Origin of the sequence: Acidovorax sp. SUPP950, assembly GCF_030158935.1 — a bacterium.
GTDB lineage: Bacteria > Pseudomonadota > Gammaproteobacteria > Burkholderiales > Burkholderiaceae_C > Paracidovorax.
The window spans coordinates 686,558-700,659 of record NZ_BQXE01000002.1 but is presented as its reverse complement, the minus strand read 5'-3'; the positions used below and the strand labels follow the sequence as shown (position 1 = coordinate 700,659).

The following is a 14,102-nucleotide window of genomic DNA, read 5'->3' as shown; positions in this document are numbered from 1 at the left end:
CAATTCCCGATGTCAGGGAGCGTCAATTTTTGATAAGCGAAAGCCTGCCGATTGCGCAGGCTTTTCAATTGCAATCAGTCCAACCAAATCTATGAAAAAGTCGATCAAAGCGTTGTTCGGCGCCGTTGTGGTGCTGATCCTTGCGGCCGTCCTGTTCCTGTACTGGCCGCTCTTTCCCCGCTCCGTTCCTCCTGCCGAGAACGACCAGCCCGTCGACGTCGTGATGGTGGGCGCGGGCGTGATGAGCGCCACGCTCGCCACCTACCTGCAGGAGCTGCAGCCGGATTGGAAGATCGAAGTGTTCGAGCGCCTGGACGGCGTGGCGCTGGAAAGCTCCAATGGCTGGAACAACGCGGGCACGGGCCATTCGGGCTTCGCGGAACTGAACTACACGCCCGAGCTGCCCGATGGCACGATCGAGACCAAGCGCGCCGTCGGCATCGCCGAGCAGTTCGAGGTGTCGCGCCAGTTCTGGGCGCACCAGATCGGCCGCGGCAACATGCAGTCGCCCGAAACCTTTGTGAACCCCACGCCGCACATGAGCTTCGTCTGGGGTGACGAAAACATCGAATACCTGCGCAAGCGCCGGGAGGCCCTGGTCAAGAACCCCCTGTTCTACGGCATGGAGTACTCGGAAGACCAGGCGCAGATCCAGAAGTGGGCGCCCCTGATGATCGAAGGGCGCGACCCCAAGCAGAAGGTGGCCGCCACCTTCATGCCCCTGGGCACCGATGTCAACTACGGCGCCGTGACCAGCCAGCTGGTCCAGGGCCTGCGCAAGAGCCCCAACTTCCAGCTGCACCTGCAAAACGAAGTGCGTGCGCTGCGCCAGAACGACGACAAGACCTGGAACGTGACCGTGGCCCACCTGGGCGACGGCGGCAAGGAGCGGACCGTCAAGGCCAAGTTCGTCTTCGTGGGTGCCGGCGGCGCCGCGCTGCAGTTGCTGCAGGCCTCGGGCATTCCCGAATCGAAGGATTACGCCGGCTTCCCGGTGGGGGGCCAGTTCCTGTCCATCGAGAACCCCGCACTGACCGCCCGCCATACGGTGAAGGCGTACGGCAAGGCCGCCACGGGCTCGCCCCCGATGTCGGTGCCTCATCTGGACGCCCGGAATATGGACGGCCAGCCCGTCGTGCTGTTCGGACCGTTCGCGCTGGCCACCAGCAAATTCCTCAAGCAGGGCTCCTGGTTCGACCTGTTCTCTTCCGTCACGCACGACAACCTGGTGGGCATGCTGCGCGTGGGCATCCACAACCTGGACCTGGTCAAGTACCTGCTACAACAGGCCGAGCTGACCGATGACGACCGCCAGCGCGCGCTGCAGGATTACTTCCCCAACGCCAAGCGCGAAGACTGGAAGCTCATCACCGCGGGCCAGCGCGTTCAGGTCATCAAGCGCGACCCCAAGGAGGGCGCGGTGCTGCAGTTCGGCACCGAGATCGTGTCCGACAAGGACGGCACCATCGCCGCCCTGATGGGCGCATCGCCCGGTGCCTCCACCGCCCCGCACATCATGCTGAACCTGATGGCCAAGGCCTTCCCCCAGCAGATGACGGACACCGGCTGGAAGGCGCGCCTGAAGGAGATCATTCCTTCCTACGGCCGCAAGCTCAACGAAGACCCGGCCCTGACCAATGAGATCCGCCGCATGACCAGCAGCGCCCTGCACCTGCCCTACCTGGACGTGCCGGCCACCCTGGGCAAGACGGCGGCGACGGCGGCCGGCGCAGCGCCCGCGCAGCCCAAGGCGCCGGAGGCCGCAGGCCCCAAGACGAACAAGGAAATGCAGGCGCTCTGACGCCTGCGCCCCGCCTGCGCGGCTCCGGCCGCGCCTGATCGCCCCGCGACTGCGACGCCGCAGTGCGGGGCTTTTTCCATGGCGGCGCAGGCCATCTGCGGTGGGTCGACTCGGATTGGGTCGGGCCTCGAAAGCGCGGATCGCAAGGCGCTCCCCAGCCCGCCTTCCGACACCCATGAAAAAAGACCCCGAAGGGGCCTTTGACATTCTTTTCGGCCGCCCCTGATGCCGGGGCGCTGGGGCATGGCGCCGTCAGCCTTTGCGGGCGGTACCGGGCGCTTCGTCGGGCAGCAGACAGGCCTCGGCCACCTGCAACTGGTTGTCGCGCGCGAAGTTCATGACGAAATCCCAGGCCATGGGTTCGTGGCCCTGCAGGTCGCGGTGCACGATCACGCACTTGATGCCATTGAGCGTGGTGGGCACGCACCAGGGCGAATAGCTCAGGTGGCTGCCGGGGCGGGCGCCACCGGGACGGAACTGGCTCATGACCCCCGCCAGGCGCTCCGCCCAGTCGCTGGGGCGGAAGGTTTTCCCGTCGAGGGTGATGCCCTGGATGAAAACTTCTTTGGAGGTGGGGGAAACCATCAGGATCGGGGGTCGTTGGGGGGAAGTCGCCGCAGGATCGCCGCATGGCGCGCCACAGGCCGGCATTCTAACTCTTATATAAGAGCTAACCCATCCAAAGACCCCTGGATCGGCGCTGGCCAGCGCATGGCTGTGATGCGCAATCGTCAACAGCCATGCAAAGCCCTGCCCCTAGAATCGTGCTTCGTTTTGCCGGCCACGAGCCGGCTCAGCCCCCTCCCCCTTTCGCACTGCCCTTCTCTGGAGATTTCCGCATGACCGCTTCCGCCCCGGCCGCCTCGCCCCACGTGATGAACACCTACGGCCGCCTGCCGATCGCGCTGGAACGTGGCCAGGGCGTGCGCGTGTGGGACGTGAACGGCAAGCAATACATCGACGCGCTCGGCGGCATCGCGGTCAACACGGTGGGCCACAACCACCCCAAGCTGGTGCCCGCGCTGCAGGAGCAGATCGCCAAGCTGATCCACAGCTCCAACTACTACCACGTGCCCCTGCAGGAGCAACTGGCCGCCCAGCTGGTGGAGCGCTCGGGCATGACCAACGTCTTCTTCTGCAACTCGGGCCTCGAAGCCAACGAAGCCGCGCTGAAGCTGGCCCGCAAGTTCGGCCACGACAAGGGCATCGACAAGCCCGTGGTCGTGGTCTATGAAAAAGCCTTCCACGGCCGCTCGATCGCCACGCTGTCGGCCACCGGCAATCCCAAGGTGCAGGCCGGATTCGGCCCGCTGGTGGAGGGCTTCATCCGCGTGCCGATGAACGACATCGACGCCATCCGGCAAGCCACCGAAGGCAACCCGAACGTGGTGGCCGTGTTCTTCGAGACCATCCAGGGCGAAGGCGGCGTGAACCCCATGCGCATCGACTACCTGCAGCAGCTGCGCCAACTGTGCGACGAGCGCGACTGGCTGATGATGATCGACGAGGTGCAGTGCGGCATGGGCCGCACCGGCAAGTGGTTCGCGCACCAGTGGGCCGGCATCGTGCCGGACGTGATGCCCCTGGCCAAGGGCCTGGGCTCGGGCGTGCCGATCGGCGCCGTCGTGGCCGGCCCCAAGGCCGCGAACATCTTCGCGCCCGGCAACCACGGCACCACCTTCGGCGGCAATCCGCTGGCCATGCGCGCCGGGGTGGAAACCATCCGCATCATGGAAGAGGACGGCCTGCTGCAGAACGCCGCCGTCGTGGGCGCGCACCTGAAGGCCGCGCTGGAGCGCGAACTGGGCGGCCTGCCCGGCGTGAAGGAAATCCGCGGCCAGGGCCTGATGATCGGCGTGGAACTGACCAAGCCCTGCGGCGCGCTCATGGGCCGCGCGATGGAAGCCGGCCTGCTGCTGTCCGTGACGGCCGACACCGTGATCCGCATGGTGCCGTCGCTCATCCTCACCCAGGCCGAGGCCGACGAAATCGTGGCCCTGCTGGTTCCCCTGGTCAAGGCGCTGCTCGCCGAATGAACGTTCCGTTATGAAGCATTACCTGCAATTCAACGATCTCACCGCCGACGAGTACGCCTACCTGTTCAGCCGCGCGGCCGTCATCAAGGGCAAGTTCAAGAGCTACGAGAAGCACCACCCGCTGACCGACCGCACACTGGCCATGATTTTCGAGAAGGCCAGCACGCGCACCCGCGTGAGCTTTGAGGCCGGCATGTACCAGCTGGGCGGCAGCGTGGTGCACCTGACCACCGGCGACAGCCAGCTGGGCCGCGCCGAGCCCATCGAGGACAGCGCGAAGGTCATCAGCCGCATGGTGGATCTGGTGATGATCCGCACCTACGAGCAGACCAAGATCGAGGCCTTCGCTGCCCACTCCCGCGTGCCGGTCATCAACGGGCTGACGAACGAGTTCCATCCCTGCCAGATCCTCGCGGACATCTTCACGTACATCGAGCACCGCGGCACCATCCGGGGCAAGACCGTCGCCTGGGTGGGCGATGGCAACAACATGGCCAACACCTGGCTGCAGGCGGCCGAGCTGCTGGGCTTCACCGTGCACGTGAGCACGCCGCGCGGCTACGAGATCAATGAGAAATTGGCCCTCGGCGCAAATGGTTCTAGGGCAGATAGCTATAAGTTTTATAGCAATCCACTCGAAGCCTGTGCCGGCGCCGACCTGGTGACCACCGACGTGTGGACCAGCATGGGCTACGAGGCCGAGAACGAAGAGCGCAAGAAGGCCTTTGCCGACTGGTGCGTCGATGCCGAAATGATGGCGGCGGCCAAGCCGGACGCCCTGTTCATGCACTGCCTGCCCGCCCACCGTGGCGAGGAAGTCGAGGCCGACGTGATCGACGGCCCGCAGTCCGTGGTGTGGGACGAGGCCGAAAACCGCATGCATGCGCAGAAGGCACTCATGGAATACCTGCTGCTCGGCCGCATCACCAGCTGATAGATAGCCGAAATCGCCACGCCCTCCTCCGCCCCAACCGCCGCCGCATGAAGCCCAGCCAAGGTGAACTGCTGGTGCGCTGGCAGGCCCTGGGCACCGCGCTGGAGCGTGCCGGCCCCGCATGGGCCGCCGAGGGCCGGCGCCTGCTGCGCCACTGGAGCCGCTGGCCCCGCGCCTACCACGACACCCGCCACCTGCACGCCTGCCTCCTGCACCTGGAGGCCGTGCAGGCTGCCCAGCCGACGGCGCTGCAGCAGCCGCACGCGGTCGAACTGGCCCTGTGGTTCCACGACGCGATCTACTGGCCCTGGAGCGGGCACAACGAAGAACGCAGCGCGCAATGGGCGCGTCGGTTCCTGCTGTCCCAGCGGTTGCCCGAGGGCCTGGTGCAGACGGTGGAGCGCCACATCATGGACACGCGCCACAACCCCGATGCGCCACTGGAGGGCGACGCGTGCTGGGTGGTGGACATCGATCTCGCCGTGCTGGGCGCCCCGCCCGAGGTGTATGGCGAATTCGAGCGCAACGTGCGGCGCGAATACCGGTTCGTATGCTGGCCGCGCTACGTGGCGGGGCGCACCGCGGTGCTGCGGTCGTTCATGGATCGGCCACACGTCTACGCGACCCCCTGGTTCAGGGCGCAACGCGAAGCGCAGGCACGTGCCAATCTCCAGCAGGCCGTTGCGGCGCTGGGGCGGGGTGTGCTGTTCGGCGAATGATTTTCGAACAGCGTCTGGCGCCACCGAACCCGACAGGAGAACCGCCGAATGAGAGCCGAAACATCCAGGGCCATACGGTAATGACCATCAAGCACTTCCTGGCTTCGGCCCTTTTTGCATGCGCATGCATCGCTTCTTTCGCCGCCCCCACGAGCGATTTCGACAAGACGCTCCAGCCCAAGAAATACCGCCTCGGCCCGATCAAGTCAGTCGTGGTGCAGGACCGCACTGCCAAGGGTTTCGGCGCGGAGGCCGACTGCGGGCACCTAGCGATCGACGAGAAAAGGGTGCGTTTCTTTTTGGCGAATGCCCGGTTCCGCAGCGAGTATCCATACAGCCAGGAACTGCAGACCGGCGATTGCAACGCACAGGCCAGGGTGATATTCCAGGATGGCCGAATCGCCAAAGTCTCCATCGACAACTGGACGGGGTGGGGCGCGATCACGGCCCGGGGAGCGACCTACTTTATGCGGTGCGAAGCCTGCACCGACATCCTGGAAAGCAGCTTTCCATTCGATGCCCGCAAGCCGGCCCGGCCCTGAGCCGGTCTGGAGGTTTAACGCACCAAAGCATTCCTTCGAATGGCTTGTCAGAAAAGCGCATCGGACCGGGGCTGCCATCACCATCACGCCATGACCATTTGCCTGCCGCAACGCTTGCATCACGCCAAAATCGCAGCCTTCATTTCGATGCCTGCATTGGCGATTGCCTGCCACGTTGCAACCGCAGCGTCACAGGCCACGACCACCCGCTGTGGCTGGTTCGATCAGCCGACACCCGGAAATGCAACGCTAGTGGACAAAGCGGGGGAATGGACGGTGGGAATGCAGGGCGGCCACCAAGCCGAAGGTGACTGGCCCGTGTTTCCCCAAAACAGGTGGGTGGCAACCGGATCGGGCAGCGCAGGATACGGTTGCGCGTGCCTCGAAAGCAGCACGCGCGCCGATACGCAGGAAGTGACCCGAATCGTCTCGTGGCGTGCGTTGCCCCTGAAGACCTGCCGACGCGACAAGGCGCTGATGGGAAAGGAGCCGGAAAACCCTCTGCGCCAGCCATGAAACATGGGGGCGTTCCGCCGATGCCGCCCTACTTCGGCACCGAAGAACGGCTGCCCGGCATCTGCACGACCTGCTCCTGGCCCACCGCACCGCCGCCCGTTCCGCAGCCGCCCGAATCGCAGCTGCTGCAGCCCCCGCAACTGCTCGACTGCGCCAACGCCGGGTGCACGCGGTCCAGGCGGGCGCGCCAGCGGGCGGGCATCCACTTCCACACCATGTAGGCCACGGCGAGGGCGACGATCACGCCGACGATGATTTCCTGGGCCATGGGCTCAGCCTCCTCCCAGCGCCAGGGCCAGGCGATACGTGATGAAGCTGGCGGCGTACGCCAGCGCGAACAGGTAGCCGGTCATCAGCAGCGGATAGCGCCAGCTGTTGGTCTCGCGGCGCACGGCGGCGATGGTCGAGATGCACTGCGGCGCGAAGACGAACCACGCCAGCAGCGACAGCGCCGTGGCCAGCGACCAGCTCTGGGCGATCAGCGGGCCCAGTTGGGTGGCCACTTCCTCGCCCGTGGCCGAGAGGGCATACACGGTGCCCAGCGCCCCCACCGCCACTTCGCGCGCGGCCATGCCGGGCACCAGGGCGATGGCGATCTGCCAGTTGAAGCCGATCGGCGCCACCAGCACCTCCAGCACGCTGCCGATGCGGCCAGCGAAGCTGTACTGGATGGCCGCGCCGGTGGCGCCCTCGGGCGGCGCGGGATAGGTGGACAGGAACCACAGCAGGATGGTGACGGCCAGGATGATGCCGCCCACGCGGCGGATGAAGATCAGCGCGCGCTCGTACAGGCCCTGTGCCAGGCTGCGCACACTGGGCCAGCGGTAGGCGGGCAGTTCCATCAGCAGCGGCGCGTGGCCGGCGCCACGGCGCGCGAGGCGGGCGACCGCCGCCACGGCCATGGCGCTCACGATGCCGCCGAAGTACAGCGCGAACAGCACCAGCCCCTGCAGGTTGAACACGCCGCCCACGGTCTGCTCGGGGATGAACGCACCGATGAGCAGGGCATACACCGGCAGGCGCGCGGAGCAGGTCATGAGGGGCGCGATCATGATCGTGACCAGCCGGTCGCGCCAGTGGGTGATCGAACGCGTGGCCATCACGCCGGGCACAGCGCAGGCAAAACTCGACAGCAACGGAATGAACGACCGCCCCGACAGCCCCACCGTGCCCATGACGCGGTCGAGCAGGAAGGCCGCGCGCGGCAGGTAGCCGGAGTCTTCCAGTGCCAGGATGAAGAAGAACAGGATCAGGATCTGCGGCAGGAACACCAGCACCCCGCCCGCACCCGCCAGGATGCCGTCGGTGAGCAGGCTGCGCAGCACGCCGTCGGCCATGTGCGCATTGATCCAGGCCGACAGCCCGTCCACGCCGGCTTTGATGGCGTCCATGGGCATCGCGGCCCAGCTGAACACGGCCTGGAACATGAGGAACAGCGTGACGGCCAGCAGCAGCAGGCCCCACACCGGGTGGAGCACCACGGCATCGATGCGGTCGTCGTTGCGCAGGCTGACCGCGGGCTCGCGCACGGCGGCGGCCATGATGCGGCGCACCTCCTGGTGCAGCTGCAGCACCTGGGCGCGCAGGTCCACGCCCACCGCCCGGTGCACGGACGCCGTGCCCGCCAGCGCCTGCGGCGCCTGGGTGTCGAGCCACTGCAGCAATTCCTGCGCGCCGTCGCTGCGCACGCCCACGGTGGACAGCACCGGCATGCCGAGTTCGCGTGAGAGCGCTTCGCGGTCGATCTCGATGCGCTGGCGCGCCGCCATGTCGCTCATGTTGAGCACCAGCACCATCGGCAGCCCCAGCGCGCGGGCCTCCAGCACCAGGCGCAGGTTCAGGCGCAGGTGGGTGGCATCGGTCACGCAGACCAGCAGGTCGGGCACGGCCTCGCCGGGCCGCTCGCCGGTGACGATGTCGCGCGTGACGGCTTCGTCGGCGCTGTGGGCGTTCAGGCTGTAGGCACCGGGCAGGTCCAGCACGCGCACGCGGCGGCCGCTGGCGGTGTGCAGCAGGCCTTCCTTGCGCTCGACGGTCACGCCGGCGTAGTTGGCCACCTTCTGGCGGGCGCCGGTGAGCAGGTTGAACAGGGCGGTCTTGCCGCAGTTGGGATTGCCCAGCAGCGCGATGCGCAGGGGCGACGTGGCGGCCCCGCTCATGCGGGCGCTCCGGCCTGCACAAGCACCAGCGCGGCCTCGTGGCGGCGCAGTGCGAAGGTGGCCTGTCCCACGCGCACGGCCAGGGGATCGCCGCCGGGGAAGCCGCTGGCCACCACGCGCACGGGCTCGCCGGGCAGAAAGCCGATTTCCATGAGGCGCTGGATCACCGCGCGTTCCTGTTCGTTGCGGGCCGGCTGCAGCGCCGTCACATGGGCGTGCACCTGCCGCGGGAGGCGGTCCAGGCCCGTGGCGGCGGGCAAGGCGGTGCCTGGGGCCAGCGCAGGGCCCGAAGATTCTTCAGTCATCTTCATCGGATTGTTATGAATGAGTTTAGTTCTCATTTTAGGCCGCATCCTTTCGGCCGGCTTGAGGCGCATCAGCCCCGGATGCGATGCGCTGCCGGGCCAGCCCATGCGCCCGAGCCCGCACAATGCCGGTTTTGCGCCGATATGCCCCCCTGCCATGACCCATCCCTGCCTGAGCTGCGGCGCGTGCTGCGCCAGTTTCCGTGTCGATTTCTCGGTGCATGAATCGCAGGAGACGGGTGGCAGCGTGCCGCAGGGCCTGGTGGTGGAGGTGACCGACCAGTTGCGCCGCATGCGTGGCACCGACCACGCGTCGCCGCGCTGCGCCGCCCTCACCGGCACCGTCGGCGTGCGCGCCGCCTGCGGCATCTACGAATGGCGGCCCTCGCCCTGCCGCGAGTTCGAGGCGGGCAGCGATGCCTGCCGCCGTGCACGCCAGCGCCATGGCTTGGCGGCGCTGCCGGACAGCGCGATCCACTGATTGGGGATGGATCGCACCAGCCGCGGCGCAGGCCGCTGGTGCTACGCGGGCACAGGCAGGCCGCCGACCTGGCCCTTGAACTCCTGCAGCGAAAAATACGAGTGCATGTGCCGCACGCCCGGCAGGCGGTGCAGGCGGCGCTGCAGCAGCTCGGAATAGGCGTCCAGGTCTTTCGCGACCACGACGAGCATGAAGTCCTCCGGGCCCGAGATGCCGTGGAACATGACCACCTCGGGGATCGCGCACACCGCCTCTTCGAAGGCCTGGGACGAGATCTCGGTCTGGTGGTCGATGCCCACCATCACGAACGCCATCACCCCGAAACCCAGCGCACGCCGGTTGAGGCCCGCGTGGTAGCCGCTGATGACGCCGTCGTCCTCCAACCGCTTCACCCGGCGCCAGCAAGGCGACTGGGACAGGTGCGCCATCTGCGCCAGTTCGCCCGAGGTGAGCCGGGCATTGCCCTGCAGGGCTTCGAGCAATTGCTTGTCGGTGCGATCGAGGGAGGCGGCCTGCATGATTTGTTCTGTTTTCGGATTTAAAAGAATGGATTATTCAATTTTTACCAGTGCAGAGGATAACCCCTTTGGAAAACACCCCCGATGCGCATAGCATGCGCGCCATGAACACGAATTCACCCCGGCTGTGGGACATTTCGGCGCCGGTGCATGCCGCCACGCCGGTCTTCCCCGGCGACACGGTCTACACGCAGCAGTGGTGCGCCACCATCGGGCCCGGCTGCCCGGTGAACGTGAGCGCCCTCACGCTGTCGCCCCATGTCGGCTCGCATGCCGATGCCCCGCTGCACTACGACCCGGACGGTGCTTCCATCGGCGAGGTGCCGCTGGACGCCTTCATCGGCCCCTGCCGCGTGATCCATGCCATCGGCGCGGGGCCGCTCATCGAATGGGCGCACCTGGCCCACGCCATGCAGGACCTTCCGCCGCGGGTGCTGGTGCGCACCTACGAGCGCATGCCGGTCGATCGCTGGGACGGGGCCCTGGCCGCTTACGCGCCCGGCACCATCGAGCGGCTGGCGGATCTGGGCGTGGTGCTGGTGGGCATCGACACCGCCAGCATCGACCCGGCTGACAGCAAGACGCTGGACAGCCACCAGGTGATCCGCCGCCGCAGCCTGCGGGTGCTGGAGAACCTGGTGCTCGACGAGGTGCCGGAGGGCGACTACGAACTCATCGCCCTGCCCTTGAAGCTGACCACGGCCGACGCCTCGCCGGTCAGGGCCATATTGCGCCCATGCCGTTGATTTCATTGCCCTGATTGCTATCATTTTTGATTAAACCGAGCTTCTCATGACGACCTTGCAAGACTGCCGCGCACTCGATGCGCAGGACCCCCTGGCCCCGCTGCGCGCGCACTTCGACCTTCCCCCGGGCGTCATCTACCTGGACGGCAATTCGCTCGGCGTGCTGCCCCAAGCCACGGCGGCCCGTGTGGCCGACGTGGTGACGCGCGAGTGGGGCACGGACCTGATCCGTTCGTGGAACACGGCCAACTGGTTCGACCTGCCCCAGCGCCTGGGCAACCAGCTCGCGCCGTTCATCGGTGCCGGTGCCGATGAGGTGGTGTGCACCGACAGCACGTCCATCAACCTCTACAAGGTGCTGAGCGCGGCACTCAACATCGCCCGTGAAGAGAGCCCGGGCCGCCGGCGCGTGGTGAGCGAGCGCAGCAACTTCCCCACCGACCTCTACATCGCCGAGGGGCTGTGCAAGGAGCGCGGCCTGGAACTGGTGCTGGTGGAGCCCGAGGAGATCACCGCCTCGCTCACTGGCGAGGTGGCGGTGCTGATGCTCACCCACGTGAACTACCGCACCGGCGCCATGCACGACATGGCGGCCCTGACGGCGGCGGCGCATGCGGCCGGCATCCTCACGGTATGGGACCTGGCGCACAGCGCTGGCGCGGTGCCGGTCGACCTGCAGGGCGCCGATGCCGACTTTTCCATCGGCTGCGGCTACAAGTACCTGAACGGCGGCCCCGGTGCCCCGGCCTTCGTGTGGGTGCACCCGCGCCATGCCGACCGTTTCTGGCAGCCCCTATCCGGCTGGTGGGGCCATGCGGCGCCGTTCCAGTTCACGCCCGGCTACCAGCCCGCGCCCGGCATCACGCGCTACCTGTGCGGCACGCAGCCCATCATCAGCCTGTCGGCCCTGCAATGCGGCCTGGACGTGTTCGATGCCGCGCAGCCGCTGGGCGGCATGGCCGCGCTGCGCGCCAAATCGTTGGCGCTGACAGACCTGTTCATCCAGCTGGTGCAAGCGCGTTGCGGCGACCACGGCCTGGGCCTGGCGACCCCGCGCGAACACGCCCGGCGCGGCTCGCAGGTGTGCCTCACACGGGACGAAGGCCAGGGCCTCCACGGCCAGGGCAGCGGGGCTTATGCGATCGTGCAGGCGCTCATCGCGCGCGGGGTGATCGGCGACTTCCGCAAGGGCGACGGCGGCCAGGGCCCGCACAAGGACATCCTGCGCTTCGGCTTCACGCCGCTGTACATCGGCTTCGAAGACGTGTGGAATGCGGTCGAGCATCTTCGCCAGGTGCTCGACGGCGCCGAGTGGCAGCGCGCCGAGTTCAACCAGATCAACGCGGTGACCTGAGCCATGTGCCCCCATTCCCAATCCCCCGCGCCCGCCGGCAGCGAAGCGACCACCGGCAAGCCCGAATCCATCGTGCACGAAGAGCGGGCCCAGCTCGACTTCAGCCAGAGCATGAGCTACGGCGACTATTTGTCGCTCGATGCCATCCTCACCGCGCAGAACCCCCGCTCGCCGGCGCACGATGAAATGCTGTTCATCGTGCAGCACCAGACCAGCGAGCTGTGGATGAAGCTCATGCTGCACGAGCTGCGCGCGGCCATCGCGCTGGTGGCGCAGGACGAGCTGCAGCCGGCCTTCAAGATGCTGGCGCGCGTCTCCAAGATCATGGAGCAGCTGGTGCACGCCTGGGACGTGCTGGCCACCATGACGCCGCCCGAGTACAGCGCCATGCGGCCCTACCTGGGCAGCTCCAGCGGGTTCCAGAGCTACCAGTACCGCAGCATCGAATTCGCGCTGGGCAACAAGAACCGCGCCATGCTCCGCCCGCACGAGCACCGGGCCGACCTGCTGGCCCAGGTGCAGGCCGCCTACGAGGCGCCCTCGCTCTACGACGAGGCCCTGCGCCTGCTGGCGCGCCGCGGCATTCCGGTGCCGGACAGCCACACGGCCCGCGACTGGACCCAGCCCTATGAGGAAAGCGATGCCGTGGAGCAGGCCTGGCTGGTGGTGTACCGCAACCCGCGGCAGCATTGGGACCTGTACCAGCTGGGCGAAGAACTGACCGACCTGGAAGACGCCTTCCGGCTCTGGCGCTTTCGCCACGTGACCACGGTGGAGCGCGTGATCGGCTTCAAGCGCGGCACCGGCGGCACGGGCGGCGTGAGCTACCTGCGCAAGATGCTGGACGTGGTGCTGTTTCCCGAGATCTGGAAGCTGCGCACCGACCTTTGAAACCAAGCGGTGGCGGGCCCCGAAGGGCCGCCCCCGCGGCTCACACCGGCGCCACGACCCCGGTGCCCGCGAAGTGCCCGCCGGCGTTGGCCAGGAACTGGTTCACGCTGGCCTGCACGGCCTCGGGCGACCAGCCTGCCACGTGCGGCGTGAGCAGCACGTTGTCCAGCCCGATCAGCGCCTCGGGCGGGTGCGGCTCGCTTTCGTAGACATCGAGCCCCGCGCCGGCGATGCCGCCCACGCGCAGGGCCGAGGCCAGCGCCTCGGTGTCCACCACGCTGCCCCGGGCGATGTTCACCAGGTAGCCCAGCGGGCCCAGCGCCTGCAGCACCTCGGCATTGACGGCATGGCGCGTGGCCGCGCCGCCCGGCGTGGCGCACACCAGCACGTCGCACCATTTCGCCAGTTCCAGCAGGCTGCCGAAGTACTCGTAGGCCACGCCGTCGCGCGGCTTGCGGTTGTGGTAACCCACGGCCATGTCGAAGCCCGAGGCGCGGCGCGCGATCTTCTGGCCAATGGTGCCCAGGCCGAAGATGCCCAGGCGCTTGCCCGACACGTTGGGCGGCAGGCCGATGGCGTCGCGCCACACGCCTTCGCGGCACAGGCGGTCGAGCGGTCGCAGGCCGCGCACCGCGCCGATCAGCAGGCCGAAGGCGTGGTCGGCCACGCAGTCGTCGTTGGTTCCGGCGCCCGAGGCCACCACGATGCCGCGGGCGCGGGCAGCGGCCAGGTCCACGTTCTCATAGCCGGCACCCAGCACGCAGACGAGCTCCAGCGCCGGCATGGCCTCGATCTCCTGGGCGCTCAGGCCCAGCGAGCCGATGGTGAGCACCGCCCGGAACCGCCCGCCCTGGGTGACGATGGCCGCGGTGCGGTCCGCCGCCGTGGGGGCGTAGTGCAGGTCGTAAAGGGCCGCGATCTGGGCCTGGCTCTGCGGGGACAGGTGGTTGAGAACAAGCAGGGGAATGCGAGGACTGGACACGACAGGATGCTTCCATATTGATAGCTGAACGGGCAGGCGGATCAAGCGCTGCCGCCCCATTTTGCGCCAATCGACCGGGGCGCGCCACCGGGTTGCGTCACCCCCCGGGGCGCTCGGC

The 14,102-nt window shown here is 67.6% G+C and carries 16 protein-coding genes; 10 read left to right on the top strand and 6 right to left on the bottom strand.

The genetic code is table 11. From position 1 onward, the window contains the following. The first annotated feature begins 91 nt into the window (after positions 1-91). Positions 92-1,801: a malate dehydrogenase (quinone) gene (gene mqo / locus AVME950_RS12285; RefSeq protein WP_284430033.1), complete on the top strand. Its 1,710-nt coding sequence runs from the start codon at positions 92-94 to the stop codon at positions 1,799-1,801. Between the two features lie 252 nt (positions 1,802-2,053). On the opposite strand, the gene AVME950_RS12280 is transcribed toward mqo, so the two are convergent. Further along, positions 2,054-2,386, bottom strand: coding sequence for a DUF3579 domain-containing protein (locus AVME950_RS12280; protein ID WP_284430032.1), 333 nt, complete (start codon positions 2,384-2,386; stop codon positions 2,054-2,056). A 254-nt stretch (positions 2,387-2,640) separates the two neighbouring features. On the opposite strand from AVME950_RS12280, the gene AVME950_RS12275 reads away from it, so the two are divergent. From AVME950_RS12275 to AVME950_RS12255, 5 genes are all read left to right on the top strand, one after another. Next, a complete protein-coding gene (locus AVME950_RS12275; RefSeq protein WP_284430031.1) occupies positions 2,641-3,837 on the top strand; it encodes an aspartate aminotransferase family protein in 1,197 nt (398 codons plus the stop codon). 10 nt (positions 3,838-3,847) lie between these two features. Continuing rightward, a complete protein-coding gene (gene argF / locus AVME950_RS12270) occupies positions 3,848-4,771 on the top strand; it encodes an ornithine carbamoyltransferase (protein WP_272567832.1) in 924 nt (307 codons plus the stop codon). A gap of 47 nt (positions 4,772-4,818) precedes the next feature. Further along, positions 4,819-5,490, top strand: a complete 672-nt coding sequence (locus tag AVME950_RS12265; RefSeq protein WP_284430030.1) for an HD domain-containing protein — start codon at positions 4,819-4,821, stop codon at positions 5,488-5,490. A gap of 80 nt (positions 5,491-5,570) precedes the next feature. Then, positions 5,571-6,032, top strand: coding sequence for a hypothetical protein (locus tag AVME950_RS12260; protein WP_284430029.1), 462 nt, complete (start codon positions 5,571-5,573; stop codon positions 6,030-6,032). 90 nt (positions 6,033-6,122) lie between these two features. Continuing rightward, a complete protein-coding gene (locus AVME950_RS12255; protein ID WP_284430028.1) occupies positions 6,123-6,548 on the top strand; it encodes a DUF4087 domain-containing protein in 426 nt (141 codons plus the stop codon). A gap of 28 nt (positions 6,549-6,576) precedes the next feature. On the opposite strand, the gene AVME950_RS12250 is transcribed toward AVME950_RS12255, so the two are convergent. The 3 genes from AVME950_RS12250 to AVME950_RS12240 are packed head-to-tail and all read right to left on the bottom strand — an operon-like array spanning position 6,577 to position 9,018. Continuing rightward, positions 6,577-6,816 (bottom strand): hypothetical protein, encoded by a 240-nt coding sequence (locus tag AVME950_RS12250; RefSeq protein ID WP_284407067.1) that lies wholly within the window; start codon positions 6,814-6,816, stop codon positions 6,577-6,579. A 4-nt stretch (positions 6,817-6,820) separates the two neighbouring features. Further along, entirely contained in the window at positions 6,821-8,707 is a 1,887-nt protein-coding gene (gene feoB, locus AVME950_RS12245) for a ferrous iron transporter B (protein WP_272567822.1), read from the bottom strand. Next, positions 8,704-9,018, bottom strand: a complete 315-nt coding sequence (locus AVME950_RS12240) for a FeoA family protein (protein ID WP_284430027.1) — start codon at positions 9,016-9,018, stop codon at positions 8,704-8,706. Before AVME950_RS12240 ends, feoB begins: the two co-directional genes overlap by 4 nt. A gap of 151 nt (positions 9,019-9,169) precedes the next feature. On the opposite strand from AVME950_RS12240, the gene AVME950_RS12235 reads away from it, so the two are divergent. After that, entirely contained in the window at positions 9,170-9,493 is a 324-nt protein-coding gene (locus AVME950_RS12235) for a YkgJ family cysteine cluster protein (RefSeq protein ID WP_284430026.1), read from the top strand. A gap of 41 nt (positions 9,494-9,534) precedes the next feature. Here AVME950_RS12235 and AVME950_RS12230 read toward each other — a convergent pair whose 3' ends face one another. Next, positions 9,535-10,011 (bottom strand): Lrp/AsnC family transcriptional regulator, encoded by a 477-nt coding sequence (locus AVME950_RS12230; RefSeq protein WP_272551503.1) that lies wholly within the window; start codon positions 10,009-10,011, stop codon positions 9,535-9,537. A 104-nt stretch (positions 10,012-10,115) separates the two neighbouring features. On the opposite strand from AVME950_RS12230, the gene kynB reads away from it, so the two are divergent. The 3 genes from kynB to kynA are packed head-to-tail and all read left to right on the top strand — an operon-like array spanning position 10,116 to position 13,002. Continuing rightward, positions 10,116-10,757 carry an arylformamidase gene (gene kynB / locus AVME950_RS12225; RefSeq protein ID WP_284430025.1) on the top strand — a complete coding sequence of 214 codons (642 nt, stop codon included), beginning with the start codon at positions 10,116-10,118 and terminating at the stop codon, positions 10,755-10,757. Between the two features lie 46 nt (positions 10,758-10,803). Next, complete coding sequence (gene kynU / locus AVME950_RS12220) at positions 10,804-12,111, top strand: kynureninase (protein ID WP_284430024.1); 1,308 nt, start codon at positions 10,804-10,806, stop codon at positions 12,109-12,111. Positions 12,112-12,114: 3 nt separating this feature from the next. Continuing rightward, positions 12,115-13,002, top strand: coding sequence for a tryptophan 2,3-dioxygenase (kynA, locus tag AVME950_RS12215; protein ID WP_284407073.1), 888 nt, complete (start codon positions 12,115-12,117; stop codon positions 13,000-13,002). A gap of 40 nt (positions 13,003-13,042) precedes the next feature. Here the strand turns inward: kynA and AVME950_RS12210 are convergent, their stop codons facing one another. Continuing rightward, a complete protein-coding gene (locus AVME950_RS12210) occupies positions 13,043-14,044 on the bottom strand; it encodes a 2-hydroxyacid dehydrogenase (RefSeq protein ID WP_272567814.1) in 1,002 nt (333 codons plus the stop codon). Between the last annotated feature and the right edge of the window lie 58 nt (positions 14,045-14,102).